Raw genomic sequence first — 26,930 nt, 5'->3', positions numbered from 1 at the left:
CTGCGACCTTTACTGCGCGGTGCATCCATCCCCGGAATGTCCAGGAAGTGGCCCGGCTCGAAGCCATCTGGATCGATGGTGTCGAAGGCGCCTTTGGACAACGGGTAGTTGGTTTGCTGGTTGGTGTTGTAATCCACGCCCAGCGCCCAATCGCTAGCCAGGCCGAACAGTTGAGCCTGGTGAGTCAGCTCGATGCGGTCACCGTTGACCTCCTGGTCGTGCCGCTGGCGGTAACCGCCGGAGCGGGCGATGGCGCTGTTGTCGCTGTTGTAGCGGTAGACCTCAAGGTTGCGGTAATCGCGCTGGCCATCGTAGTGGTAGAAGGTATTGCGCAACTGGGTATTGTCGTCCAGCTGGTAGTCCGTGATCGAGCGTATCCAGCGGGTGCGCTGCTCGTAGCGGCCATCCTCGACGTTGTAGTTGTTGAAGCGGTTGAGCAGGTTTTGGCACCACCTTATCCTTGAGGCAACAATTCGGCGTTCAGCTCGGCACCTCGCCTTCTGAGTACAGGCGAATGTTTTGTCGTGAAATGAGCCCGGTCCGAAAGACGAGCAACAGTGAGCACACTGCCGAACTGTCTAGCTAATGACTGGAACCGAAAAGCTTCAGTCATTATCGCCCCTAGAAATCTACGGTCACTCCGGTATAAAACGCGCGACCATCACCTGGCGAGTGGAGGGATGCCTGAGCACCGTCCGGGTCGTACCAGACGTATTCGTAATATCGGTTTGTGAGGTTCTTCAGTTGCAGATCGACGCTCACTGACCGCGTTACCTTGTAGGTTGCGCCAAGGTTCATCAGCACGTAGCCGCCATAAGTTCCCTTCGTGTTTTCCCGTTCAAGGTAGTAGTTAGTCTGACCGTTCATCCAGGCGGTCAGCTGTAATGCAGGTGTCGCGTCATAGCTGATGCCCACGTTGTATAGGTGATGCGGGATATGGTCGATTTCCTGACCTTCGCTGTTAGGCAGAGTGGCGCTCGGCTGGAGGATTTTCGAATACTGCCAGGAGTACGCCATCCATATTTCGGTGCGATCGTTTGGGTGCAGGTTCATCTGCAAGTCATAACCCCACCGCCGAGTTTCACCAACGTTGTCTGACTCACCACTCGGGTCGTTCAGCCGGCGACTGACTTCACCTGAAGCCTCTTGCTGCCAATAGGCAACACGCCCGTCCACCCAGTCAGCCGGCGTGAACTTGATTCCGGTTTCCCAGCCTTCGTTGATCGACGGTGCTAGGTCGGTATCCCTGGGCGGAATCTTATAAGCCGCAGCCCCGGTGCCCACTTGAAAGGTACGTCCCCAATTCGCGTAGAAGCTGGCCACATCCCACGGCGAATACACGACGTTGATTTTCGGCTGTTTGATCAACCCGTAGTCGTTGATGTCGTAGTCCATGCCGGTCATCTCATTGGTGAAATCGCCTTGGATCTTGTCGACCCGATAGGCCGGTATGATCTTCAGAGATTCAAGCGGTTTGATCTCGGCCTGGACATAAGCGCCATAGGTATCGAAGTCGAACTGCTGGTCGCGCGTAGTCGCCAGACGCGCACGGTCTTTGGTGCGATAGCGCTCACTTTTGTTTTGCTGCTGTTGTATGTCTGTACCACCTTCCAGGGCGAAATCGTAAAGCCAACTGACTTCCGGGCGCCAAGTCAGAGAGGTGAGCGCCCCATATTGCGTTTCGTAGTTGTCACGCTCCTGCTGCGAGCTCGAACTCCAGTATTGTGTCCAGCGCCTGTCATCGAAGGTGTTGACGTAGCTCTTCGCTGACCAGGCAAGGGTGTCAGCCAGGTCTGTATCGAAATGCAGACTGACCTGGTTCATGCGCCGGGTGCCCTTGTCGGTTGAGTTGAAGCTGTTAGTCATTTCCGGATGATGTCGGGCATCATCCTCAGCCAGATAACCTGGCTCCTGAGCCTCGGTTTCGTAATGACGAGTGACCAATCCGATGCGGTAGCTGCCGTCGTCCGGCATATAGAACCATTTGCCTGACATTGAGAACTTGTCTGCCTCGGCATGATCCCGGTAGCCATCGGATTTTTGATAGGCGAAGAAGTAATTCTGAGTCCAGTTGCTGCTCTCAAAGCCCTTGGCGATTTGGGCTTCCTGAGTATTGAAGCTGCCATAACGCAGCCGCGCCTTGTTGTAGTCGCCACCCGTGCGGGTCAGCATATTGACGTTGCCAGCAATGTTATTCAGTCCATAACGCGCATCACTGGTGCCACGCACCACCTCGATGCTGTCCAGCTCCATGGGGAAAATCATGTCCATGTACGGCATGTTGCCGTCATTGCTGTTGCTCGGAATGCCGTCGATCAGCAATTTGACCGCGTTCACTTCCCCTTCGCCATTGAAGCCTCGAAAGGAGATTTTGCCAGAGGTGGTGCCTTGATTGAACTCGGTCAGCATCACCCCAGGCGCGCGGCTGAACAGCTCCCAACTGTAGTTGACCGGCATCTTTTCAAGGATGTCAGCACCCAGAATATCAACTGAGCTAAGCACGCTACTTGTGCTTAACGGTCCGCTGGCGGAACCTTGAATGCTGACTGCACCCAGGGTCAGGGTCGAACTTTCGACTCTGCTGGCTTCAGCTAATGCCACTGACATCGGGCTCAACGTGAGCACGCCTATTGAAAACAGGGGCCATAGGGGACGGTGCACAGACAAACGCGTTGCGGGGCGCAAAGTAGTTGAAGCAGGCATAGCACGCACTTCCTGATGATCAAGAAACTTTAAGGGCGTTCAGCGTCCATCGCAGGTCGCTAAAGAATTTAAAGATGGCAGCACCGCACTGTTAGCGGTGTTGTGATCAGGCGAAGGGGGAGGCGCGTGGACTCAAGCTGGGCCAACGGATCCGCGGATGCAGCGTCGGCAATTCAGGGTTTTCGAGGGCAGCGTTGGAAGTGTACTGCGGGAGAAAATGCCGGTAGTAGTTGGACGGTAACGCTGCCAATCCTGCATGGCCGCAACAACAGTCGCCATGCTGCATGACAGGTTTCGACTGGGGCAGCTGCAAGGCATCAATCATCTTGCCGAGGTCTGCTGGCAAGGCCCTCAAGTTCCCGCCCGAACAAAAACCACCCCAAAGCATCAGGCGCACGTCCGGCGTCTGCATCGCACGACTCATCGGCATGGCGAACAGATTGAGTAGGACGGCCAGACAGGCAATCCAGGGACGAATGCGTTTCAACGAACCCATAGATGAAATCGCCGCGAAGGGGCGGCTATTTAGCCCGCTTTAATGACTGAAGTAAATTTTACCCGGGTGCGCCATATCGCCTCAGGTCATTGGAGAGGCAGGAGCGAGGCTCCATCCAAACCATGCGCCTGCCCCAACTGGTAAGCTCGGCCACCAATTTACAGGATGAATGGCTATGTCATTACGCGCGCTTCGAACACTGCTTGCCATTGCCCAATACGGTTCTTTTGTTAGAGCAGCGGACGCCGTGCACCTGACCCAATCAGCTGTCAGCCTTCATGTTCGGTCTTTGGAGGAGGATTTCAATACACGCCTGTTTGACCGCTCACGACGGTTGCCGGTGCTGACGGATGCAGGCCATATTGCCGTTGAGCGCGCGCGAGAAATTCTAGCCCTATACGACGGGATCTCCTCCGAGATTGGAGGCGACACTGAGTTGCGCGGCAGGCTCAGAATCGGTGCCATTCATACAGCGCTGGCGAGCGCCTTGCCCATCGCGTTGTCGGCAATGCGTGCTGAGCATCCTCACCTGCGCATTACTGTTGCGTCGGGAATGTCCGCTGAGTTGGCCACGCGCGTGGAGGCGGGCGAGCTTGACGTTGCGATCACCACGGAGCCGGTGAAGCCACACCCTTATGGCCTGGCAAGCACGGTACTTTACGAGGAAGGGTTCTGGATCATCGCGCCGGTGTCTCATGCGCATGAGGACTTGAAGCTTCTACTCAAAAGCCAGCCGTTCATTCGATTTGATCGTCGCGCCTGGGCAGGTCGAACGATTGAGCGAGAGCTTCGCGCTATGCGGCTGCGCGTGCAGACCAGCATGGAACTGGATAGCCAGGATGCGATTATCCAGATGGTCTCAAGCGGACTGGGCGTATCCATCATTCCACTCTCTGGACATCAAGTCGCAAGCTTGAAAACACTGGCCGTTGGGCCGTTCGGCATGCCTCAAAAAACCAGGCGCGTGGTATTGCTGGAGCGCGAAGATCGTCCCCTTGGGCGACTGGCGGCAGCCCTGGCGAACGCGGTGAAAGCGCATATCTTGCACGATAAACCATGAGTAATACTTGTTGATTGCTGAAGTTTAAAACGTTTTTATTTTGGAGTCCGACCTCTTATCGTGGTCCTCGTACAAGTGAGTTCTTGAGGGCACCATGATCACTGGACCTGCCGTAGACATGCCGCTGATGAGCCGACTGATTGTGGGATGTGAACCGTCGGCACAAAAAACCAAGGCACGCGTATGACCCTTTCCTTGTTGACTGCCTTGTTGCCCATCGCACTACTGATCGTGCTGGGCGCGTGGCTCAAGCGTCGTCAATTTCTGACGGATACTTTTTGGGCACAGGCAGAGCGCCTGGCGTATTACGTGTTGCTGCCTTCTCTTTTCTTTCACGGACTGGCGACCGCCAACCTTGATGGCGTGCCCTTTCAAAGCATGGTTTCGGTGCTCGTATTCTCGACTGTGGTGGTATCGCTAATGTTGTTGGGCGCGAAGTCGCTGATCACCATGGACGATGCTGCGTTCACTTCGGTTTTTCAGGGTGGGATACGTTTCAATAACTACGTAGGCGTGTCGGCAGCCGCGGGCCTGTTCGGTGTGCAGGGTATAGCCCTGGCAGCGGTCGCGAACGCGGCCATAGTGCCCAGCGTGAACATCCTGTGCGTAATGGTATTCGCGAAGTACGGGTCAGCCGGCAGGATGCCATTTAGCAAAGTCCTCAAGCAGTTGGCATTGAACCCACTGATACTCGCGTGCTTCGCCGGCGGATTGATCCAGGTCTCGGGCTGGGGACTGCCTGTCGGTATTGAGCCGATGCTCAAGGCCTTGGGACAAGCGTCACTGCCGCTCGGATTGCTCTGCGTTGGTGCTGCGCTTGAGTTCGGAAGCATAAGACAATGGTTTCGCCCGGTGGGTTACTCGTCGCTGACCAAGTTTATAATCATGCCACTGGTTACGCTTTTGGCGTGCCACCTATTCGAACTTGAAGGAAAGGCCGCGGTTGCAGCACTTCTATTCCAGGCACTGCCCACAGCCTCATCCTCCTACATCATGGCAAGGCAATTAGGGGGAGACGCCCCCCTTATGGCTGGGATCATCGCTTGCCAGACCATGCTGGCAGGATTAGCACTTCCAGCGGTTATCCTCGTGATGGCCCAGTGGGTTTGAGTGTCAAGTGTTTACAAACATTGAGTAAAGTAAGACCGACAAGAAAGCGCCTCTGGTTCGATCGAGTGTGTCAGGTGTTACTCATTGACAAACGAGAGATGAGCAGACCACTTCAGGAAACTTTGCATCTGCCCCCCCTCGAACACCGTACTCCTGTTTGGAAAACGACTTTTGCTGCCGCGACACCGGGTCGAGTTATGAAGCGAGAACATGAGTTGGTGCCGGGCGGCCAAACCCTTCGGGTTGATCGCCTTCACGCGTTAGGCACAGCCCATAATGCGCTGTGCCTAACACAGTTTCATGAGTATTCGATAATCTGCTGGCTACGTAACATATTGAACCTCGCAAAGCCTTCTTCGAGATCGGAGATAAGATCAGATGGATCTTCAAGACCGATATGAAGCCGCACCAGGTGCCCGTCGACTTCCCAAGAGGTCGCACTTCTGACGGGTTTGGGGTCGGCAATCATCGCCAAGCTTTCAAAACCACCCCAAGAGTAACCAATTGAAAACAACGATAGGCTATCCAAAAGTGCATCTGCCGCTACTTGTGTTGAAGGTTTGGTCACGAAGGAGAGTAAACCGGACGCTCCTTTAAAATCCCTCTTCCATAACTGGTGCTGAGGGTGAGATTCTAATGCAGGATAATAAACCGCTTTCACCTCCTCGCGTGTCTCCAACCACTTGGCGACAATCGTAGCGTTTCTGTAATGACGCTCCAGTCGCACATCAAGTGTTCTCATGCCCCGGAGCGCCAGCGTCACGTCATCTGGACTCGCAAATAAGCCCATGCTGAAATGGAATCGTTTGAGGCTGTCCCACGCGCGCTTGGAGGCTGATACGGTGCCAAGAACCGCATCGGAGTGACCGACGATATATTTCGTAGCTGCCATGATGGACAGATCAACACCAAGTTCCAATGAAGGAAAGTAAAGCGGGGTGCCCCAAGTGTTGTCTGCAATAACTAGGATGTCATGATCATGTGCAACCTTGGCTATAGCAGGGAGGTCTTGTATTTCCAAAGTCAAGGAGCCAGGAGATTCGGTATAGATCGCTTTAGTGTTCGGCTTGAGCAAGTCAACGATTCCGGCTCCTATTGTCGGATCGTAAAACGAGACCTCAATCCCCAGCCGTTGACCCACCTGCTCACAAAAAGCCCTTATCGGCGCATACACATTGTCGGCAACTAGCAGATGATCCCCAGTTCCCACGACAGACAGTATGGCAGTCGTGCATGCCGAGAGCCCTGAAGGACAAAGAACCGTGCCTTCCGCTCCCTCCAACTGCTGGAGGGCCTGAGTCAATGCCTCTGTCGAAGGGTTATTCCACCGGCCATACGAATATTTTTGGCGACCCTCGCGCATCGATTCCGATGTAGGAAAAGCTACGGTGGAGCCCCGGTAAACCGGTGTATTCACGAAACCATGATGCTGATTGGGGTTGATAGAAGCATGGGCGAGCAGGGTTTGCACGGTTTTATATTTCTTCATACAGGCTGCCATTTCTTGAGTAGTGGGGGCGTGTCGTTGCGCGTGTCACTGAGATTAAAGTACTAAATTTATTAAATGTCTACCATTTGGTTTGCGTTTAGTAAAAAAGTCTTTAGAAACAGAGAGTTATCCTTGTATTATAAAATCTATTGCATGGCTACCGAGTAGATGGTAGGTTTTTCGTGCCTGATGGTTTCGGCCTTTTCGACCGAAATGTGATGCTTATGGCGCGCGAGGACATTTCTAGAGCGAGGCCTAATAACCGTAATGGTGAAGGCGCGGTGCGCTCTCTTTCTTCTCTTTGAAGCTGGGGAGGAAAGACTTAAGTTTGCAAGGGATAAGAAAAATAACTGCAAATTAATTGTTTGGGTGACACATGAAAAAGAAAAACGTACAGCCCGCTCCAGCCGTTCAGTGTGAAAGCGAATTGAGAGACAGATCGAACTGGCTTGACTCTCATGAAAGTGGCTACTCAAAACACCTAAAAAAACGCCATGTGCAGATGATGGCACTCGGCGGAGCTATCGGCACTGGGTTGTTCTTGGGAGCAGGGGCCAGACTTCAAATTGCCGGGCCTGCACTTGCGGTGGTGTATTTAGTGTGTGGAGTTTTCGCCTTTTTCATACTAAGAGCATTGGGTGAGCTGGTTATGCACCGCCCTAGCAGCGGGAGTTTTGTATCTTATACTAGAGAGTTTATGGGGGAGCGCGCCTCCTTTGTAGCGGGCTGGATGTACTTCTTGGTTTGGGCACTAACGGGTGTAGTTGACATAACAGCGATTGCGATATACATGAAATACTGGAGCGTTTTTTCGGACGTTCCACAGTGGATATTCGCGCTTAGCGCCTTGGCCGTTGTGACATTGATGAACATGGTTGGTGTCAAATGGTTTGGTGAAATGGAGTTTTGGTTTGCTGTTATTAAGGTGGCAGCTATCAGCATTTTTTTGATTGTCGGCTCGTTTTTTTTTGCAACTGGCCACGAGGTGGCGGGGCACATCCCGGGTCTGCATTTGATCTCGGATAATGGAGGTGTTTTTCCCCATGGCTTTCTGCCGGCGATTATTATCGTGCAAGGCGTAATTTTTGCTTATGCGAGTATAGAGTTGGTGGGAACCGCTGCTGGTGAGACGGCAGATGCCAAAAGGGTCATCCCTAAAGCAATCAATGGCGTGGTTTGGAGAATAGGGCTTTTTTACGTAGGCTCGGTATTCTTGCTAGTCACTGTATTGCCGTGGACGGCCTACAGCGCTAATGTCAGCCCTTTCGTGACGTTCTTTGAAGCGCTCGGCATTCCTGGAATTGGCTCCGTTATGAATATCGTTGTAATGACTGCCGCACTCTCTAGTCTGAACTCAGGCTTGTACGCAACGGGGCGGGTACTGAGATCGCTAGCCATGGGAGGATCTGCCCCCAAGATGTTTAAACGTATGAGCACCCAAGGGGTTCCCTATATGGGGATCTTAGTGACAATGGGGATCAACGTATTTGGCGTGCTATTGAATTTTCTAATTCCGTCCCAGCTATTTGAGCTGCTGCTTAATCTAGTTTCTCTGGGGATCCTTTCCACTTGGGCATTCATTGTACTTTCTCAAATAATGTATCGTCGTGCGGTGAAGAGAGGTGAAGCCGAGATGGTCTCGTTTAGAATGCCAGGTGCTCCGTTTACTTCTTGGCTGACCCTGGGTTTCTTGCTCGTAGTGCTGGTGCTATTGGGTTTCGATTATCCTAATGGAACATATACTGTTTTATCTATACCGGTAGTCGCTGGAGCTCTAATGCTGGGTTGGGCAAAGGCCGTCCGTTCCAAAGCCGTGCGCTCGGAAAAAATAGAGAACAGTTCGAGCCATGTAGGAGTATAGCTTAATGCCAATGAGAGCACGGTTTATGACGTGCTTTCATCGCTTTAAGTTGAATCGTGGCTGTAAAGCAGTTAATATGCGTGTGTCAATAATGCAAGGTAAGATTTATGAGTACTCGTTCTGACCTTTTAACCACTGCCGAGCTGTTGCTGCGTACCAAAGGGTACGCTGCATTTAGCTATGCCGATTTGGCTGACGAAATTGGTATAAAAAAGGCGAGTATTCATCATCACTTTCCTACAAAGGAAGGGCTTGGAATTGCCGTTATTGATAGCTATCTTTTTAGGTTTGTGAAGAGTCTAGAATTGATAAATGAAGAGAGTACCGACACGATCGTTCGGTTGAGAGAGTTTTCTAAGCTGTTTATTGATAGCTCAAAAAATGGAATGCTACCCTTATGTGGTGCGCTCGCTGCCGAACTTTCTGCTCTGCCGGACAGTCTTAAGGATTTGACTAGGAGGTTTTTTGAAATCCATATTGCTTGGTTGGAAAATAATCTCGCATTGGGTCAATCTGAAAAGGTTATAAAGGCGGATCTTAATCCCAGAACAGTTTCACGGGCGATATTGAGCTTGCTTGAGGGTAGCAGTTTTGTATCTTGGGCGCTCAATGATACAGTTGTTGATCAGTCTGGGTTTGATTTGATATTGAATAGTATTGTCGTTTCGTAATATACACTGAGAATCAGATTACCAAAATCAGTAGGAAGCCTTTCACGTTGTGTTTGCCCATCTTATTAGGTGGGCTTCATATTTCTACCCCCTCTGCAGTCCACCTCAACAGCTGATCTAATCCCACAAATAGGTTTTCTGTTCGCACACACCTTCCAAGCGTTTCTCCGCCTGTCAGATCGGACAGGCGGTACTTCGCCATAAGCTACGTTTAATTAGGGATAGGAGCTGATCGCACCGTTAGCACGTGGGAGGTGGGGTACCAGGTCAAAGAATTTTATTGCTAGCAAACCTACTAATAGGTAGGATTGCTGTGCGTAACATTTATCCAGCCAAAAAATGCGTTCAATAGAGGGTTTTTTAATGACAACTAATCTGAATGGTATTGATGTCGTAGCTCTGCAGCAGTTTGCTCAAGGTGTTGCGGAGGATGCGAATAAGCGTCACGCGAGCTTCAACGTCAATACCCAGTGGAAAGGCCAGACGCGCTCTGTGGCGAAAGTCAGCCGTTACAGCTTAGCCGGTGAAACCTATTCGCGTGATTTCGAAATCGTCGCCGATGAGCCAATTGAACTGTTAGGTCAGAACTCGGCGCCAAATCCTCAAGAGCTGCTGATGGCCGCGCTGAACGCCTGTATGGCGGTAGGTTACGCAGCTAACGCAGCCATGATGGGCATTAAAATCCACAGTCTGGAAATTGAGACCGACGGCACTCTCGATTTGCGTGGTTTTCTGGGCATCGACGAGAGCGTAAACCCAGGGTACGACCAAGTGCGGGTCGTAATCCGTCTTCACACCGATGCACCTCTTGAGCGTGTAGAAGAACTGCACAAAAATGTAATTAAAACATCAGTTAATTACGCGAATTTCTCCAAAGCCATCCGCATGGTGCCAACCCTCGAGGTTCGTGAGGACTGATAATTATCAGATCTTTCATCTTTACAACCTTGAGAGCGCCAGTAGGCAAGGCCTACTGGCGTTGCTACCTTTGCTATTGTAATTGAGCGCGTTGCTTTCTGTTTTTAAACGGTTTTTGAACTTTGCTCAATGGGTAGCAGCGTTTTTTATTTATTTTAATATAGAGGGGTGTATGAGCGCTATTTCGAAAAAGTTTGTAGTGGATATTTGGTCTGATTTCGTCTGTCCTTGGTGTTGGGTCGCCAAGCGTCGTTTTGAGAATGCGCTTGAGGACTTTCCGTACAAAGACGATGTTCAGGTAAACGTGAGAGCGTATCGTCTTGCCCCTAACCATACTGCTGAGCCTATGGTGAGAGCCCTTAAAGTCAAATTAGGTAGTTCAACCGCTGCTTTGAATATGATGAGTGCGGTAAAGCAATATGGCCAATCTTCAGGGCTTGATTACCGTTTTGAAACCATGATGTTTGGTGACACCGCGGATGCGCATGTCCTCGTCAAAGCGATTGACGATGAAGTATTGAAGACGCACTTGGTGGAGGCGCTCTATGAGCAAAGTACTACCCAGGGTAAGTCACTATTTGACCGAGGTAGTTTAGAGTCGATTGCAAAATCTGTAGGTGTTTCTGATGAGTCGATTCGACTCGCGTGGTCATCTAATGAATTGTTTCACCGGATGCAGGAAGACGAGCGTGCTATGGGCCAATTTCACTCGGGCGTCCCGTTTTTTGTTTTCAATAGTTCATTTTCTATTTCGGGGGCTCAGCCTCAAGAGATCTTTTCTCAAGCACTCAATCAAATGTATTTCGAACCAAGTGACGAACATGAGTCGTCCAGCAGTCAAGTTTGCGGGCTTGATGGATGTAATTAATACCAGAGATGCTTCGGCACTGTTGGTGCCGCAATTTCTGGGTTTGGAATGATGTTGTGGGTGAAGTGCAGATGAGCCGTATTGTAGACGTGAAAGCCGGAGAGTTCGCCCGATTCGTTGCAAAAGGTAACTGCGCTGTGCTGTTTTCGGCGTCCTGGTGCAAGCCCTGTCAAGAAATGAAACCGGTTTTTAATGAGCTGGCAGAAAAGCTGCAGTCGCGCGCCGCATTCGGGAAGATTGATGTGGCTGTTTCGCCCACGATCTCCCAGATGCATGGTGTCCGGTCGGTTCCATCCTTGGCGATTTTCTACGAAGGGCGATTACGTTTGGTTTTGGCTGGCTCTCGATCGGCTGCCGCGTTGAAGAAAGCAGTCTTAGCTGACTTAAAGGATGTTCTGTAGGTCGGACTAAAATTTCGATGCGCTCTCAAATTGACTGTCCGAATGAGTGTAGGAAGCGCGTCAGGATGTTGCTGGGCTAAGTGTCCGACTGGCGTATAGGCAAGCTAAGCTCCGCTTTGCGACCGGCCAGGCCATGTTTAGCCCAGCGTAGCCTTTGCTTGAATACAGTTACGCTTCAGCCGGAGTATCAGCGATAACGAAGTTCGGATAATGTAAAGACTTTGATTTCATCGGCAGGCCATCAGCACAACGACGTGGTTGGCTAATGGCATGCAGAACAGCTTATAGGGCTTTAGCGACTTCTCAGATTTAACTGGCGACGGGGGTAGCTAAGCCTCTACTATTATTGATCCTTCCGCACTGCTGGGTATCAAGATTTATCGAATGCATCCAAAACGTGAGTGCTGTAAACCAATGCAGCGCCAGCGTTCATATTAATCGCAACGCCCAAAGCTTCTGAGACCTCTTCAGTCGTTACGCCGAGCTTTTTGGCCTCAGCTGCGTGGAAAGCGATGCAGCCGTCGCAACGGGTGGTGACGGCAACTGCGAGTGAGATCAGTTCACGAGTCTTAGCGTCGAGGTGGTTTGTTCTTTCGCCGGCGCTCCCTAAAGAAGCCAAACCTTTCATGGTCTCTGGGGATAGGCCATTCAGTTGCACTAGGCGGGCGCTGACGTCTTTTCGAGTTTGCTTCCAATCTTGCATGGGATATTCCACTTTGGGCGCGGTGCCCTGTAGGTGTAGGGGAGGTGTGAAACTGATCAAAACATACCATCCAGTTGGTAGGTATGCAAGTGTGTCCTACAAATGGCTTGATCGTGCGGTCGACGTAGAAGGGGTGAGCTGGTGTGATGAGAGGGCATTGACGTTAATGCCTTATTTGTAGTGATGAGCTCTCCCGGCTCAGAACCAGGAGATACTTGAGCGGAGTTCGCATGATCAGGGAATGCTGCTGGTATCAGAATTTTGAGCGCATAAGGAGCCTCAGGGGTGTAATGCTGTTGTCAAGCTAATTTTCCCGCGCACTTACATAAGACTATTACTGGGAAGCAATAAAAAGCTCCACAGCCAAAACGAGAATCTATCGTCATAGCTGTGGAGCAAAAAACTGCCTGGGCATTTAACGCGTACGGGACTATCAGCTAGAATAACTCACGCGATCATGGCGGATATCATCTATCAGATGCTGGGCAACAATGTGTTCAATACCAAGTCGTTCAAGCAGCCGGAAGCCAATAATTCACTGGCCGCATTGATATCCGGCGCGAAGAAGCGATCCTTCTCGTAATAGGCCACTTTGCTTCGCAGACTCTTCCTGGCCAGTTCCAGCTTGGGCGACGTCTTCAAGCCGTCACGCAAGTCCAGACCTTGGCAGGCCGCTAGCCACTCCACAGCCAGGATTCCACGGGTGTTTTCAGCCATTTCCCACAACCGTTTGCCGGCGGCGGGTGCCATCGATACGTGATCTTCCTGATTGGCGGATGTGGGCAGGCTGTCTACGGAATGGGGGTGAGCTAGCGCCTTGTTCTCGCTGGCCAGCGCTGCTGCTGTCACCTGAGAAATCATGAAGCCCGAGTTCACGCCGCCATTGGCTACCAGGAACGGCGGCAGTTGTGACATGTGTTTGTCCATCATCAACGAAATGCGGCGCTCGCTCAGCGAGCCGATTTCAGCAATGGCCAATGCCATATTGTCTGCGGCCATGGCCACTGGCTCGGCGTGGAAGTTGCCGCCAGAGATCACATCACCTTCAACGGCAAAGACCAGTGGGTTATCGGATACGGCATTCGCTTCGACGACTAATACTTCCGCGGCCTGACGGAGCTGGGTCAGGCATGCGCCCATGACTTGAGGTTGGCAGCGTAGAGAGTAGGGATCTTGGACCTTGCCGCAGTCTTTGTGCGAATCGGCGACCTCACTGCTTTGGCCCAGCAGGTCGCGATAAGCAGTAGCTGTATCAATCTGGGCCTTCTGGCCGCGAGCGGCATGGATACGTGCGTCAAACGGCGAGCGGGAGCCCAAGACAGCTTCGACCGTCAACGCACCGATGGCCAAGGCGCCTGCAAACAGGTCTTCGCCCTCGAACAAACCGCGCAGAGCATAAGCAGTGGACACCTGGGTACCGTTGAGCAACGCCAAACCCTCTTTGGCAGCCAGCGTCAACGGCGCCAAACCGGCCACCTTCAGTGCTTCGGTGGCTTCCAGCCATTCGCCCTTATGACGGGCTTTGCCTTCTCCCAGCAGCACGAGGGACATGTGCGCCAAAGGTGCCAAGTCACCAGATGCGCCGACCGAACCTTTTAACGGAATATGCGGATACACCTCGGCGTTGATCAATGCTATCAGAGCATCGATCACCACGCGGCGTATGCCGGAGAAACCACGGCTGAGGCTATTGACCTTGAGCACCATGATCAACCGCACCAGCGCATCGCTGATCGGCTCACCCACACCAGCGGCGTGGGACAGTACTAGCGAACGTTGCAGATTTTCCAGATCTTCACTGGCGATACGAGTCGAGGCCAGCAGGCCGAAACCGGTATTGATACCGTAGGCGGTGCGGTTCTCGGCGAGGATCTGCTCCACGCAAGCGACACTGGCTTCAATTTGCGCAGAGGCACTGTTGTCGAGGGTGATTTTTACTGGGTGCTGGTAAACGGCACGCAGTTGGGCAAGGCTCAATTGGCCTGGGATAACGTTAAGTGTTTTCATGCTTTGGCTCCTTTAACAAGAGTGATCATTGGCAGGTTCAAGCCTTGCTCATTCGCGCAATCAATGGCGATCTGGTAACCGGCATCGGCATGGCGCATCACGCCGGTCGCCGGGTCGTTGTGCAGTACACGGGCAATCCGTTCGGCCGCTTCGTCAGTACCGTCGCAGACGATCACCATGCCCGAGTGCTGGGAAAAGCCCATGCCGACGCCACCACCGTGGTGCAGTGACACCCAGGTCGCGCCGCTGGCGGTGTTGAGCAAGGCATTGAGCAGCGGCCAGTCGGAAACGGCGTCTGAGCCGTCCTGCATGGATTCGGTTTCACGGTTGGGGCTGGCGACGGAGCCGGAGTCGAGATGGTCGCGACCGATGACGATCGGCGCCGACAACTCACCGCTGCGCACCATCTCGTTGAACGCCAGGCCCAACTTGGCGCGCTGGCCCAGGCCAACCCAGCAGATCCGTGCCGGCAAGCCCTGGAAGCTGATGCGCTCGCGGGCCATGTCCAACCAGTTATGCAGGTGAGCGTCGTCGGGGATCAGTTCCTTGACCTTGGCGTCGGTCTTGTAGATATCCTGCGGGTCACCGGATAGCGCCGCCCAGCGGAACGGGCCGATGCCGCGACAGAACAGCGGACGGATGTAGGCCGGGACGAAACCCGGGAAGTCGAAGGCATTCTCGACGCCTTCTTCCTGGGCCATCTGGCGAATGTTGTTGCCGTAGTCGAAGGTCGGCACACCCATTTTCTGGAAGGCCAACATGGCTTTGACGTGCACGGCCATCGATTGCTTGGCGGCCTTCACCACGGCGGCGGGCTCGGTCTTGGCGCGGGCACGGTATTCGTCCCAGGTCCAGCCGGCCGGCAGGTAGCCGTTGAGGGGGTCGTGGGCGCTGGTCTGGTCGGTGACCATGTCCGGACGCACACCACGACGGACCATTTCCGGCAGGATCTCGGCCGCGTTCCCACACAGCGCGATGGAAATCGCCTTGCCTTCGGCGGTGTATTTCTCGATGCGCGCCAGGGCGTCGTCGAGGTCTTTGGCCTGCTCGTCGACGTAGCGGGTTTTCAGGCGGAAATCGATGCTCACCTGCTGGCACTCGATGTTCAGCGAGCACGCACCGGCCAGGGTCGCGGCCAGTGGTTGCGCGCCACCCATGCCGCCCAGGCCGGCGGTCAGCACCCAACGGCCCTTGAGGTTGGAATCGTAATGCTGGCGACCAGCCTCGACGAAGGTTTCATACGTGCCCTGGACGATGCCCTGGCTGCCGATGTAGATCCAGCTGCCGGCGGTCATCTGGCCGTACATGGCCAGGCCCTTGGCGTCGAGTTCGTTGAAGTGTTCCCAACTGGCCCAGTGCGGCACCAGGTTGGAGTTGGCGATCAGGACGCGCGGGGCGTTGCTGTGGGTCTTGAACACGCCCACCGGCTTGCCGGATTGCACCAGCAGGGTTTCGTCGTCGTTCAGGTTGGTGAGGCTTTCGACGATCTTGTCGTAGCACACCCAGTTGCGCGCCGCGCGGCCGATGCCACCGTAGACCACCAACTCCTTGGGGTTCTCGGCCACTTCCGGATCGAGGTTGTTCATCAACATCCGCAGCGGCGCTTCGGTCAGCCAGCTCTTGGCGGTCAGCGTGTTACCGCGAGGGGCGCGGATTTCGATATTGCGGAAATGGAGTGGTTTGCTCACCGGTAATCCTCTCGAAATGACTTGCAGCTTATTGTTGGTTTTCGCTACATCGGGCGAGTAAATATAATCATGTATATACAAGCCTAATCAAGCAGATTTTTGACCGCTATTGTTGTCGGCATGATTATCTTCACGTGATTAGTTTTTTTCGTTCGAATGGCATTGATGCAGGTTTTGCCATCAAGCTTTGCGCACTGGGCGCGCCGTGACAGTTTCAGCCAGGGATCATGAGCTGAGCCATAGCAAGACGCTGGGATTGCTCTCGCACGGGGCTCTTCTAGTCAACAGAACGGCGAACCATTCCGGCCGCAATCGCGCGCCTGAAAACATTTTTCAGGCGCGGTAAGTGTCCAGTCGGCTTAAGGCACTTCGGTTATTTCAGATTGCCGCTGAGAAATTGCTGCAAACGCTCGCTCTTAGGGTTCCCCAGCACTTCCTCAGGCGGCCCTTGCTCTTCTACGAGCCCTTGGTGCAAGAACAACACCTGGTTCGATACCTTACGAGCGAAGCTCATTTCGTGCGTCACCATGATCATGGTTCTGCCTTCTTCGGCGAGGCCCTGAATGACCTTCAGCACTTCTCCCACGAGTTCAGGATCCAGGGCAGAAGTGGGTTCATCGAACAGCATGATTTCCGGTTCCATGGCCAGCGCCCGGGCTATCGCGACGCGCTGCTGCTGGCCGCCCGAGAGAAAGGCCGGGTATTGATCGGCAACTCGCGATGGTAAACCAACCTTGTCCAGGTAACGCCGAGCCAGCTCCTCTGCATCCTTCTTGCTGACCCCCAACACTCGGCGAGGGGCCATTGTGATGTTGTCGAGCACGGTCATGTGGCTCCACAGATTGAAATGCTGGAATACCATCGCCAGTCGCGTGCGCAGCCGCTGCAGTTCATCTGCATTTGCAACGCGCATGCCGTGGTGGTCATGGATCATGCGTATCGGCTGATTGTCGAGGCTCATGGCGCCGTTGCTAGGGATTTCCAGAAAGTTGATACAGCGCAAAAAGGTGCTTTTGCCCGACCCGCTGGCACCGATCAGGCTAATGACGTCGCCGGCCTTTGCGTTCAGTGAAACACCCTTGAGGACTTCGTGGTCGCCATAACTTTTATGCAGGTTTTCTACGGTCAGTTTGTACATATTCAAGCACCCTGAATTAATGAGCTGGGCCGAGGAATGACAGCCAACGGCGCTCAGCCAGACGGAACAGACCGACCAGAGAGAAAGTGATAACGAGGTAAATCGCTGCGGCGATGCCGAACGATTGGAAGGTCAGAAATGTTGCTGAATTGGCATCTCTGGCAACCTTGAGGATGTCCGGTACCGTGGCGGTGAAAGCGACCGTGGTGGAATGCAGCATCAGTATCACTTCGTTGCTGTAGTTCGGCAGTGAGCGACGCAATGCAGACGGCATGATGATATAGGTGTAAAGCTTCCATCCTCGAAGCCCAAAGGCCTTCGCTGCTTCGACTTCACCATGATTCATGTTGCGAATCGCCCCGGAGAAGATCTCCGTAGTGTAGGCGCAAGTGTTCAAGGCAAAGGCCAGAATGGTGCAGTTCAACGCATCGCGAAAGAATGCATCAAGAAGCGGTTGGGAGCGCACCGCAGCGAGGCTGTAGATGCCGGTGTAGCAGATCAGTAGCTGTATATACAGAGGTGTGCCACGGAACAAATAGGTATAGAACTGCACGGGCCAGCGCACGAAAAGGTTGCTCGATACCCTGGCAATCGACAGCGGGACCGCCATCAAGAAGCCGAAGAAGAGCGAGGCACTGAGCAGCCATAATGTCATCGCCAAGCCCGTGATGTGATAACCATCGTGGTACAGGAAGGGTTTCCAATATTCTTGCAATAGCTCGATCATCGCACGGCCTCCCGAGTGCCTGCGGCGTAAAAACTTTCCAGCCTGCGCAAGACATAGTTTGATGCGGTGGTGATAACCAAATAGATCAACGCTGCAAGGACCAGGAAGAAGAACAGTTGATAGGAACTCTTTCCTGCATCCTGGGCAACCTTGACCAGGTCAGCCAGACCAATGATCGAGACCAGTGCGGTCGCTTTCAGGATCACCATCCAGTTGTTGCCAATGCCCGGTAATGCAAAGCGCATCATTTGCGGGAAAAGCACCAGGCGGAATCGTTGGGCGCGGGTCAGGCCATAGGCCGTGGCTGCTTCTAATTGCCCCTTTGGAACGGCGAGAATCGCTCCGCGGAAGGTTTCGGTGAAATACGCACCGTAGATGAAGCCCAGGGTGATGACCCCTGCGCTGAACGGATTGATTTCGATATATTCCCAGCCAAAGGCATCGGTCAGATTCGTCAGCCACGTCTGAAGGCTATAGAAGATCAGCAGCATCAAGACCAGGTCGGGCACGCCGCGGATAAGCGTGGTGTAGGCTTGCGCAGGGATGCGTAGCAAGGCTGACTTCGAGAGTTTCGCGCTGGCACCGATCAATCCCAGGCCCACGCTCAGCAACAAGCACAGTGCGGATAATTTGACAGTCATCCAGGAGCCTTGCAGCAACAGCGGGCCGAAACCCTTTAGGCTGAAGCCTAGAGTCTGCAATAGGTTTTCTAGCATTGGACAGCCCTTCGTCAATCAAGAAAAACGCCCATCCGAAAATGGGCGCAGCGTGTTATTTACCGCTGTAGATATTCTGATCACCAAAGTGTTTTTTCTGGATGGCTACATAGCTGCCATCCTCATGCAGTGCCTTGATGCCTTTGTTTATCAGGGCCTTGAGATCGGCGTTGCCTTGGGCGAGACCTACCGCGGTTTTCGCGGGCAACAGTTCATGCTCGACTGCTTTACTTACCTCAAAATTCGCCCCTTGCGGCGACTTCAAGAAGCCCATTTCGGCTTGCAACATATTCTGGATCGAGGCATCGAGACGGCCAGTCACCAAGTCCGAATAGACCTGATCCTGGTTGGCATAGGCTTGGGTTTTGACCCCGGCCTTGTTCAGTACGGCTTTTGCATAAGCTTCCTCTGTGGTGCCTTGCTCATAACCAACCGTCTTGCCGACGAGCGTCTTGATATCTTCGGTCAGGCCGGAGCCTTTCTTGAAAACGAAGGAGGTAGGAACGGAGAACAGCTCATCGGAGAAGTCGATGACCTTTTCGCGCGAGGATGTCACGGTCATGGCGGAGATCACGCCGTCGAATTTGTTGGCTTTCAGGCCGGGAATCATGCCGTCAAAATCACTCTCGACCCATTTGCACTTCACTTTCAATTCAGCACAAATCGCATTGCCTAAGTCGATGTCAAAGCCCACCAGGCTACCGTCGGCAGCTTTGGACTCGAAAGGGGCATAAGAGGGGTCAACGCCGAACCGCAACTCCTTGTACTCCTTGGCCGAGGCAAAGCTGCCAGCCACACACAACGCCAGTACGGAGAGGGTCAAAATAGATTTTTTCATTGTTTTTATTCCTAAGGACCAAAGAGCGCTTGAGCGCACGGATGCGGTACGGAGCTCGTGTGTGTCGCTATGGGAGTGGTACACAGAGCCCATTTTTTGGTTTAAGCGTGTCGAGGTGACGGATCGACTTTACCGCGTAAATACATACTTGTACATACAGGCATAGCCAATCAAGCAGCCATTTATCTGCTCGGATGTGCATGGGTGGAAGAAGGGCTGGAAACGCCGAGGGGAGGGGGGTGATCAGTTTCGTTTTTCCGGTCACTACGGGCGTAGGGCCTGGGTCTATTGTGATGTATGAATCAGAAAGCGACCGACGCCCTTTGGAAGCGGCGCTGGTCAAGTTTTACGGCAGATGTGTCGAAGAGTCAGACGTCTCTGTGAGCTGCATTCATGGGTAAGCGACTACCCAGTCGATAGCGGGAGGAGGGGTGGACGAGCCGCACAAAGGTGACAATTTTGTTTTGGCTCCAAGTCCGGCGTATGAGGGCCAGGCAAGGTTCAGTTGCATCGATTTGCAGATGTTTGCTCTCCTCTGCGCTGGGGTGGCAGGCCTCTACGATATGTTCCATTTCGTCGGGCTTGATGACTTGCAAAAGGTATTTGGCCGGTTGCAGGTGTTCGCCGAATTTTTGTTTCAGGAACTCTGGCACCAGCTCGGGATTGACGTAACGATCCTCAAGCTGCACTGGCACGTCTTCTTCGCTGTGCGCACAAACCAGATGAAAAACCGAAGAGCCCGTGGGCAGGCCCAGGGCGGAAGCGACTGACATCGATGCGGATTCGCGTCCCAGGTGCAGGACGCGACAGCCGTAACTATGACCCCGAGCGAGAATCTCGTCAGCGATGTTGGTGATGCGCAACAGGTTCGATTGCGGCTTGCTTTCGGCTACGAATGTTCCAACACCTGAAATCCGCACCAATAGACCTTCTTCGGTCAGCTCGCGCAGGGCTCGATTGACGGTCATGCGCGAGATGCCCAGCTCTTGCACCAACTGGTTCTCTGAGTAGATCAGGTCGCCAGGTTTCCAAACGCCCGCTCGAAGTTGGTCCAGCACAAAATCCTTCGCGCGTCGGTAGAGCGCTTGTGGTGCATTTTTGATCATCAGTCGGTCCGTGTCTCTTGTGCGGCAAGGACTCTTGCCAAGGAATGAAGGAAAAGATCGTTATCCTCACAGCTTCCTATGGATACCCGCAAGTACTGAGTATATCCCGCTTCGCGCCAAGGCTTGATGATGACCCCTTTGCGCAGTAATGCCTGGTTGATGATTTCGGCAGGATAAGGGGTGCTGAAAAAGAGGAAGTTGGCCATGGAGGGGGCGGTTGTGATGCCTTGCTCTCGCAGTGCGATCTCCAGTCGTCGGCGTTCGCTGGCGACGTGGGAGAGGCCGGCATTCAAATGATTCTCATCGGCCAGAGCCGCAACTGCAGCGGCTTGGGCCACTCGGTTGACGTTGAAGGGGGTGCGCAGGCGATTGATTAAATCGGCCAGTAGCGGGTCGCTGACAATGCCATAGCCGATGCGTAAACCTGCCAATGAATAGGCCTTGGAGAAGGTTCGAAGCAAAATGAACGGCTTGCCGCTGGCCTGGATCAAGCCGAGGCAGTCTGGGTACTCAGGCTCCCATCGGGCGTATTCGTAATAGGCTTCGTCAAACACCAGCAAGCACTTGGGAGGTAATGCATCGAGCAATTGCTTCAATTCGATTGCGCTCAAGGTGCAGCCAACCGGATTGGAGGGGCAGGAAAACATCAGCACATGGGTATGCGGTGTAAGGGCGGAAATCATCGCCGCCACGTCAAAAGTGCCTTGGTCGGTCATGGGGACACCGATTACCCGAGCGCCGGCTGCCACTGGAAAAATGAAATGCAAGCCGAAGGAGGGCACCACGGTAACCACTTCATCATCATGGTCCAGAAACACTCGACTGATGACACTCAGCAAATCCTCAGAACCGTTGCCGAACACGAAGCGATCTTCCGGAACATCAAGTTTTTCCGAGAGTGCGGAGCGTAGTGCCTGGCAGCCTGAGTCGGGGTACAGCGCAATCTCATGGCAGGCTTGGGTGGTCGCGGCGTTGACAGCGGGGGCGGTGCCCATTGGGTTTTCATTGCTGCCCAATTTAGCGACGCGTGTCAGACCGAAGCGTTTGCGCACTGCATCAGCGGCGAGGCCGGCGTTGTAACTGGCCAATTCGCGCACTTCAGCGCGAGCAAGCAAGGTCAGGTCGTTGGCGTTCATACAAGGCTAACCTCTCGGGAATTTTGCTGGAAGGTATTGCGATCTGGATGGTTCCGTAGGGGGCGCTGCGGGCTCGGCTGTTCAGCGCTTTGACGGATTTCGTGCGGGAGGCTGTAGCGGAAGAGTGTCGCCAATTCGGCGATCCGGCCTGCGAGGCTCATCCCTTCGGTAGTCGCGGCAGTCATCGGGTGCAGTTTTTTCATTGATTACCTCTTAGGTGCAGGGCCACAAGGAAGTGTTGCTGTATGATCCTGTATATATGGGTAACGCAATGTTCAGGCCAAGCCTTATCTTTTCTGTTGATCGCTGCTCGTAAACGCCTTCCAGGCCAGGGGGTGCTCACATGAATATTTGTTCAGGTGTAACTGAAGGTTGCATCGTAGTGTTTCCGCTGTCTCATTGATGAGTCGAAAGGAAGCGCATGGTAGGCCTTTCTGCGGACAGTATTTTGGACAGAAGCAGTGCTCGATCCACTTCGGATCAGGGGTCTGAAGGGGATCCTTGTCTAACAGGCACGGTAAATGCTTAGTCCTGTATATACAGTCTCATCGATCAGGCTTGTAGACCGATTTCCGATCTGCTGTGACACGCTCGGTCGAGTCGATGGCTAAAAGTGGCGCCTGCTATAGGCGCTTTCATAATCCGCTTAGAGAGAGTCCCCCATGACGGTTAGCAATTTGCCCTTTTCAAAAGTCCGCCACAGCCAAGGCCTAGTGTTTTTATCCGGTGAACTGCCGTTCAATGAGGACGGCAGCTTCCCGGCGGGTATCGAGGCACAAACGCGCCTGACGTTGATGCGCATTGCTCAAACATTGGAAGCTGAGTCACTGTCGTTGGATGACGTGGTGAGCGTCACGGTGTACTTGACCGAGCGGAGTAACTTCGCCGAGTTCAACCGGATTTATGCTTCGTTTTTCACGGCCAATTTGCCTGTTCGCGCTACCGTCTGTGCCGGCCTCGTGGTGGATGCGTTGGTTGAAATCAGTGTCATCGCGCAGCAGCGTGCTTGAGTTGGAGGCAGCGTGAACGACAAACAAGTAGTAGTACTGGGCGCCGGCATCGTCGGTATAAGCACGGCCCTGCATCTGCAACGCCGGGGCTGTGCGGTGACCTTGGTAGACAAGGGGCCGCCCGGGCGCGAGACGTCATACGGTAATGCCGGGATCATCCAGCGCGAGGCCGTTGAACCGTACGGGTTCCCAAGGGACCTGGCGAGCCTGATGAGAGTGGTGACCAAGCGCGATATCGGCGTCAATTATCATCTGCGTGCGCTGCCGGAGTACATGCCTACGCTGACCAGGTATTGGGCCAACTCAGCGCCAAGGCATTACCGAGCTATTGCGGACGCCTTTCGGACCTTGGTCGAGCATTCAATCAGCGAGCACTCCGAGTTGATCGAGCAAAGCGAGGCCCAACACCTGATCGTGCGCAAAGGTTGGATTCAAGCTTTTCGAACCCCGGAAAAATATGAAAAGGCGATGGAGAGCGCCCAGCGTGTGAGTGCGCACGGTGTATTGTCGCAAGCGTTGGACGGCGCCGGGCTCAGGCTCGCAGAACCCGCTTTGGGTGAAGCTCTCGTTGGGGGGATTCACTGGCTTCAACCTTGGACCTGTGTTGATCCGGGAGAGCTGGTGCAACGCTATGCCGGGCTCTTCTTGCGTGAGGGCGGACAGCTTGAACGCGGCGATGCCCGTTCATTGCGCCAAGCGGGAGCTGGCTGGCGAGTCTCCACCGAGTCCGGGCCGGTCGAAGCATCACAGGTCGTCGTGGCGCTTGGTCCTTGGGCCCAAGAGTTGCTGAGGCCCATGGGTTACCGCATCCCGTTGTTTATCAAGCGTGGTTATCACGCCCATTTCGCCGACGGGGCAAACTTGAGTCGCCCGGTGCTTGATACCGAGCAAGGCTACATGTTGGCGCCGATGAAGCGTGGTGTGCGTCTATCAACGGGGGCCGAATTCGCCCGTCTCGATGCGCCTCTGACCCCAGTGCAGCTAGGGAAGGCCGAAAGCGCGGCCCGACAACTCTTGGCATTGGGATCTCAGGTTGAGCGGACGCCATGGAGCGGTGCGCGACCTTGTACCGTTGACATGAAACCGGTCATTGGTGCCGCGCCGTCGCATAAGGGGCTCTGGTTCAACTTCGGCCATGCTCATCAAGGATTTACGCTAGGTCCGGTCAGTGGCCGGCTGCTTGCGGAATTAATGATGGGAGAAACACCAGTGGTCGAGCCGGCACCCTTCGCTCCTGGGCGTTTCTGAATTGACGATGCGTCGGCCTTCTCGTCCCTCCTCTTGAGAGGAGGGCAGGCATTATCTGAAAGAAAAATGACGACCGAGTTGTCTCGTTTCCACGTCGTGTGAGCAACGTTTACGGCACTCGCCGCGGGCGCTTTTACCCATGGGCGCCCACGTTCCATCTGCCTGCCCAGGAGTACTCATGAACATCAAACAGAAACTCACGTGGGCGTTTGCCGCTATCGCCTGCGCGCCAGTCATATTGGTCGCAATGGTTGTCGTACTGAACTTGCGTAGCGCAGCGCAAGCCAGTTTCCTGGATAGCAGTGGCCGCGAAATCAGGCAGATTGACCGCGGGATGCGGCAGTTTTTCGACAGCATCCGCCAAAACGTCGAATACCTTGCCAAAGACCCTCGGATCGCCAACGTTCAGGGATTGAAGAACTATACGGCCGCTGACGCCCCGAAAACGCCTGTGACGAAGGTCGATCGACAGATCCAGGTGGTATTCGACAGTTTCGCAGAAACCCACCCAACCACGGCTTCCATTTCCCTTGGACTCAATGACGGAGGTTTTGCAGGTTGGCCCGATGACCAGACAATGGCCAGCTACGACCCACGGGTGCGACCTTGGTACAAGGCTGCCATGGAAGCCGCACGAGGCTCAACCGTAAGGACGGGCGCGTATTACTGGGCACCCGATGACATGGTGCTGGTCAGCACGGTCCGCACGATCAATGACGCGAGCGGTGCCGCGGTGGGCGTCGTTGGCGTGGACGTATCGCTCAAGCAACTGACTGAATTGGTCAAAGCCATCAAGTTGGGCAAGAGTGGTTACCTGATGTTGGTCGAGGCCAATGGCAATGTCTTGGTCGATCCCGCAAATGCCAAAAACAATTTCAAGCCGTTAGGTGAGCTAGGACCCGGCTATGCCGAATTGGCCAAAAGCGCTGATGGGGTGACTCAAGTCGAGATCGATGGTGTGCCATACATGGTCAACGTCCTGAGTTCCGATGGCCTGGGATGGCGTTTTATCGGCCTGATCAAGCGTGATGAAGTGATGGCCGACGCCATGAGCCTGACCTGGTTGATTGCAGTCATCGCTGTTGCATTGGCCGTGGTGTTCGCCATCGTTGGTGCTGGTTTTGCCAGCGTGATCGTGCGCCCGATTCGTGGCGTGGCTGATGGGTTGCAAGAGATTGCCGAAGGTGAAGGTGACCTTACACGTCAACTCCAAGTACGGGGCAAGGACGAAACTGCCAACCTGGCCGGTTGGTTCAATCAGTTTCTAAGCATGATCGCTCAGTTGGTGAAGCGTATTGGCAATGCGTCGTCCGATCTGCAAGTCGCTGCCGCTGACACCAACGAAGTCGCCAATAACATGAACCTGGCTGCCGGCCGCCAACGTGAGGCGGTGGAACTGGTAAGCACCGCTTTCAATGAAATGCTCGCCACTGCCAATGAGGTCGCACGTTCCTGCAGTGCCGCGGCGTCGAGTGCTGACGAAGGCTACCGCGACGTGCACGATGGCCAGAAGCAAATCAGCGAAGCCACCGGCAGCGTGCTCAAGCTCAGTGAGGAGCTGCAGGTATCGACCCAGACCATGCAGCTGCTCGAGCAAGACAGCAATAACATCAATGCGATTCTCGACACCATTCGCTCGATTGCCGAGCAGACCAACTTGCTGGCGCTCAATGCCGCCATCGAGGCCGCTCGCGCGGGTGATCAAGGGCGTGGCTTTGCAGTGGTCGCGGATGAAGTTCGCGCCCTGGCTCGTCGCACCTCCGACTCTACCGGCGAAATAGACAGCCTACTGGGTAACCTCGCTCGCCGTACCCAGGAAGTCACCCAGCAGATGCAAGGCAGCCTGCAAGCGTCCCAGGCTAGCGTGCAGCGGATCCAGCGGGCCCGCGACAGCTTTGACAAGATCCGCGCTTCAGTGGACTCGATTCGCGACCAGAACACCCAGATCGCCACGGCGGCAGAGGAGCAGCATCAAGTGGCGGAGGAGATCAATCGGCACATCGCACAGATCCACGCCGATGCGCAGATGGTAGAGGAGTTCGCGCATTCAGCCCATGCCGGATCGGGGCGAATGACGGCCATTTCTGGCCAGCTTCAAGGATTGGTCGGGCGCTTCAAGTTTTAGTCCGTACGAACAATGGACGCTCAATTGCCGATTAGAGGGTAAGCCCCGTGAGCGTTGAGCCCAGAGAAAAAACAGTGAAAGCCGCCGTCCCTGGCGGTCCCGTCCAGCGGGCCATTCAAACAGACTGATCAACGCGGGAAGGACTGCGCTCCGAATCATGATTAGACCTGTCAGGTCGCCAGACCGTGTGCTGCATTCCGTTCGGGGTCGTCAGTACTTCCACTGCACAGCGATTTCCAGACTGCGCGGCTCGCCCACGTAATACTGGGTGTTGCTCTGGTGGATGAAACGGGCATAGACCTCGTCGGTCAGGTTGCGCAGGCGCGCGCTGACCTGTACGTGTTTGTCCAGATCGTGGGTCATGGACAAACCATAGACAGTGTACGAGGGCACCCAGGTCGTATTGGCGGTGTTGGCGTAGACCGACGACACATAGCGCACGTCAGCCCCGAGCTGCCAGTCAGGAGCCACGTCATAGGTCAGCCAGAGATTGGCTACGCGGTCGGGAATATTCACCGGATTCTTGCCTTTGCGCGAGAACACAACACCGGCGATGGTTTCATTGAACTCGTCGTACTCAGCCCTTACCCAACTGAAGTTACCAGCCGCCAATAGCTTGGGCGTGATCTTGAATGAAGCGGCCAGCTCTATGCCGGTGGAGGTTTGTTGACCCGCTTGTTCGGTGGTGTTGGGCACCGTCGAGGAGGGGACGGAGATGTTCTTGCGCACGATGCGGTAGGCCGCGGCGGTGGCCGAGCCGCGACCGTCAAGAAAATCGAACTTGCTGCCCACCTCGAATTGGCGACCGGTGCTCAAGTCGAAGTCGCTCACCTGGGCAATGGAGGCGCTGGTAAGCGTCCCTCCCGGCGGCTCGGCCGAGGTACTGTATTGGGTATAAAGGCTGACATTCG

24 protein-coding genes and 3 pseudogenes are annotated in these 26,930 nt (G+C 54.3%); 12 read left to right on the top strand and 15 right to left on the bottom strand.

Going from position 1 to position 26,930, the window contains the following annotated elements:
• Positions 1-434, bottom strand: a pseudogene (locus tag DTP52_RS30855) (TonB-dependent siderophore receptor); the annotation flags it as partial.
• A 2-nt stretch (positions 435-436) separates the two neighbouring features.
• Between DTP52_RS30855 and DTP52_RS31475 the strand changes: the two are divergent.
• A pseudogene (locus DTP52_RS31475) lies at positions 437-586 on the top strand (GlxA family transcriptional regulator); the annotation flags it as partial.
• Between the two features lie 35 nt (positions 587-621).
• Here the strand turns inward: DTP52_RS31475 and DTP52_RS30845 are convergent.
• Positions 622-2,607 carry a TonB-dependent receptor gene (locus DTP52_RS30845; RefSeq protein ID WP_038436690.1) on the bottom strand — a complete coding sequence of 662 codons (1,986 nt, stop codon included), beginning with the start codon at positions 2,605-2,607 and terminating at the stop codon, positions 622-624.
• 202 nt (positions 2,608-2,809) lie between these two features.
• Complete coding sequence (locus tag DTP52_RS30840; RefSeq protein WP_054069742.1) at positions 2,810-3,199, bottom strand: DUF2946 domain-containing protein; 390 nt, start codon at positions 3,197-3,199, stop codon at positions 2,810-2,812.
• 175 nt (positions 3,200-3,374) lie between these two features.
• Between DTP52_RS30840 and DTP52_RS30835 the strand changes: the two genes are divergently transcribed.
• Together DTP52_RS30835 and DTP52_RS30830 are read left to right on the top strand one after the other, a co-directional pair.
• A complete protein-coding gene (locus tag DTP52_RS30835; protein WP_054069741.1) occupies positions 3,375-4,259 on the top strand; it encodes a LysR family transcriptional regulator in 885 nt (294 codons plus the stop codon).
• Between the two features lie 183 nt (positions 4,260-4,442).
• Positions 4,443-5,369, top strand: coding sequence for an AEC family transporter (locus tag DTP52_RS30830; protein ID WP_025214441.1), 927 nt, complete (start codon positions 4,443-4,445; stop codon positions 5,367-5,369).
• A 298-nt stretch (positions 5,370-5,667) separates the two neighbouring features.
• Here DTP52_RS30830 and metC read toward each other — a convergent pair whose 3' ends face one another.
• Positions 5,668-6,858, bottom strand: a complete 1,191-nt coding sequence (gene metC / locus DTP52_RS30825) for a cystathionine beta-lyase (protein ID WP_025214440.1) — start codon at positions 6,856-6,858, stop codon at positions 5,668-5,670.
• A gap of 376 nt (positions 6,859-7,234) precedes the next feature.
• Here metC and DTP52_RS30820 point away from each other — a divergent pair, with 376 nt between their 5' ends.
• The 5 genes from DTP52_RS30820 to DTP52_RS30800 all read left to right on the top strand — a co-directional run bounded on the left by DTP52_RS30820 (position 7,235) and on the right by DTP52_RS30800 (position 11,577).
• Positions 7,235-8,719 (top strand): amino acid permease, encoded by a 1,485-nt coding sequence (locus DTP52_RS30820; protein WP_109756656.1) that lies wholly within the window; start codon positions 7,235-7,237, stop codon positions 8,717-8,719.
• Positions 8,720-8,826: 107 nt separating this feature from the next.
• Positions 8,827-9,390: a TetR/AcrR family transcriptional regulator gene (locus DTP52_RS30815; RefSeq protein ID WP_025214438.1), complete on the top strand. Its 564-nt coding sequence runs from the start codon at positions 8,827-8,829 to the stop codon at positions 9,388-9,390.
• 363 nt (positions 9,391-9,753) lie between these two features.
• Positions 9,754-10,308 carry an OsmC family protein gene (locus tag DTP52_RS30810; RefSeq protein WP_025214437.1) on the top strand — a complete coding sequence of 185 codons (555 nt, stop codon included), beginning with the start codon at positions 9,754-9,756 and terminating at the stop codon, positions 10,306-10,308.
• Positions 10,309-10,480: 172 nt separating this feature from the next.
• Positions 10,481-11,176, top strand: coding sequence for a DsbA family oxidoreductase (locus DTP52_RS30805; protein WP_076384065.1), 696 nt, complete (start codon positions 10,481-10,483; stop codon positions 11,174-11,176).
• 71 nt (positions 11,177-11,247) lie between these two features.
• Positions 11,248-11,577 (top strand): co-chaperone YbbN, encoded by a 330-nt coding sequence (locus tag DTP52_RS30800; protein WP_054069743.1) that lies wholly within the window; start codon positions 11,248-11,250, stop codon positions 11,575-11,577.
• A 370-nt stretch (positions 11,578-11,947) separates the two neighbouring features.
• On the opposite strand, the gene DTP52_RS30795 is transcribed toward DTP52_RS30800, so the two are convergent.
• The 10 genes from DTP52_RS30795 to DTP52_RS30750 all read right to left on the bottom strand — a co-directional run bounded on the left by DTP52_RS30795 (position 11,948) and on the right by DTP52_RS30750 (position 21,839).
• Positions 11,948-12,280 (bottom strand): carboxymuconolactone decarboxylase family protein, encoded by a 333-nt coding sequence (locus DTP52_RS30795; RefSeq protein WP_025214435.1) that lies wholly within the window; start codon positions 12,278-12,280, stop codon positions 11,948-11,950.
• A 474-nt stretch (positions 12,281-12,754) separates the two neighbouring features.
• A complete protein-coding gene (gene hutH / locus DTP52_RS30790) occupies positions 12,755-14,287 on the bottom strand; it encodes a histidine ammonia-lyase (RefSeq protein ID WP_076384066.1) in 1,533 nt (510 codons plus the stop codon).
• A complete protein-coding gene (hutU, locus tag DTP52_RS30785) occupies positions 14,284-15,975 on the bottom strand; it encodes a urocanate hydratase (protein ID WP_178082513.1) in 1,692 nt (563 codons plus the stop codon). Before hutU ends, hutH begins: the two co-directional genes overlap by 4 nt.
• 373 nt (positions 15,976-16,348) lie before the next feature.
• Positions 16,349-17,113, bottom strand: a complete 765-nt coding sequence (locus DTP52_RS30780) for an ABC transporter ATP-binding protein (protein WP_025214432.1) — start codon at positions 17,111-17,113, stop codon at positions 16,349-16,351.
• A 16-nt stretch (positions 17,114-17,129) separates the two neighbouring features.
• Entirely contained in the window at positions 17,130-17,840 is a 711-nt protein-coding gene (locus DTP52_RS30775) for an ABC transporter permease (RefSeq protein WP_025214431.1), read from the bottom strand.
• On the bottom strand, positions 17,837-18,556 hold the full coding sequence (locus tag DTP52_RS30770) for an ABC transporter permease (RefSeq protein ID WP_025214430.1): 720 nt from the start codon (positions 18,554-18,556) through the stop codon (positions 17,837-17,839). The genes DTP52_RS30775 and DTP52_RS30770 overlap by 4 nt, the downstream gene beginning before the upstream one ends.
• Positions 18,557-18,611: 55 nt before the next feature.
• Complete coding sequence (locus tag DTP52_RS30765; RefSeq protein WP_025214429.1) at positions 18,612-19,394, bottom strand: transporter substrate-binding domain-containing protein; 783 nt, start codon at positions 19,392-19,394, stop codon at positions 18,612-18,614.
• A 368-nt stretch (positions 19,395-19,762) separates the two neighbouring features.
• Positions 19,763-20,500 (bottom strand): histidine utilization repressor, encoded by a 738-nt coding sequence (gene hutC, locus DTP52_RS30760; RefSeq protein WP_039011359.1) that lies wholly within the window; start codon positions 20,498-20,500, stop codon positions 19,763-19,765.
• Positions 20,500-21,636 carry an aminotransferase class I/II-fold pyridoxal phosphate-dependent enzyme gene (locus DTP52_RS30755; protein WP_109756655.1) on the bottom strand — a complete coding sequence of 379 codons (1,137 nt, stop codon included), beginning with the start codon at positions 21,634-21,636 and terminating at the stop codon, positions 20,500-20,502. The genes hutC and DTP52_RS30755 overlap by 1 nt, the downstream gene beginning before the upstream one ends.
• On the bottom strand, positions 21,633-21,839 hold the full coding sequence (locus DTP52_RS30750) for a hypothetical protein (RefSeq protein WP_039011362.1): 207 nt from the start codon (positions 21,837-21,839) through the stop codon (positions 21,633-21,635). The genes DTP52_RS30755 and DTP52_RS30750 overlap by 4 nt, the downstream gene beginning before the upstream one ends.
• A gap of 459 nt (positions 21,840-22,298) precedes the next feature.
• On the opposite strand from DTP52_RS30750, the gene DTP52_RS30745 reads away from it, so the two are divergent.
• The 4 genes and pseudogenes from DTP52_RS30745 to DTP52_RS31805 all read left to right on the top strand — a co-directional run bounded on the left by DTP52_RS30745 (position 22,299) and on the right by DTP52_RS31805 (position 26,019).
• Positions 22,299-22,646: a RidA family protein gene (locus DTP52_RS30745; RefSeq protein ID WP_041020384.1), complete on the top strand. Its 348-nt coding sequence runs from the start codon at positions 22,299-22,301 to the stop codon at positions 22,644-22,646.
• Between the two features lie 12 nt (positions 22,647-22,658).
• Positions 22,659-23,894: an FAD-binding oxidoreductase gene (locus DTP52_RS30740; RefSeq protein ID WP_109756654.1), complete on the top strand. Its 1,236-nt coding sequence runs from the start codon at positions 22,659-22,661 to the stop codon at positions 23,892-23,894.
• Positions 23,895-24,033: 139 nt separating this feature from the next.
• Positions 24,034-25,155 (top strand): annotated as a pseudogene (locus tag DTP52_RS31810) (cache domain-containing protein); the annotation flags it as partial.
• Positions 25,156-25,164: 9 nt separating this feature from the next.
• The gene (locus DTP52_RS31805; protein ID WP_371925671.1) at positions 25,165-26,019 is read left to right on the top strand and encodes a methyl-accepting chemotaxis protein; all 855 of its coding nucleotides are present in this window, start codon (positions 25,165-25,167) and stop codon (positions 26,017-26,019) included.
• Positions 26,020-26,229: 210 nt separating this feature from the next.
• Here DTP52_RS31805 and DTP52_RS30730 read toward each other — a convergent pair.
• Positions 26,230-26,930, bottom strand: a 701-nt coding sequence (locus DTP52_RS30730) for a TonB-dependent siderophore receptor (protein WP_146206894.1), incomplete at its 5' end; no start/stop codon positions are given.

This window comes from Pseudomonas sp. 43mfcvi1.1, assembly GCF_900115935.1.
Classification (GTDB): Bacteria; Pseudomonadota; Gammaproteobacteria; order Pseudomonadales; family Pseudomonadaceae; genus Aquipseudomonas; species Aquipseudomonas bijieensis.
Note: the sequence above shows the minus strand (reverse complement) of the source record. Positions and strands in the feature narration are given on the sequence as shown.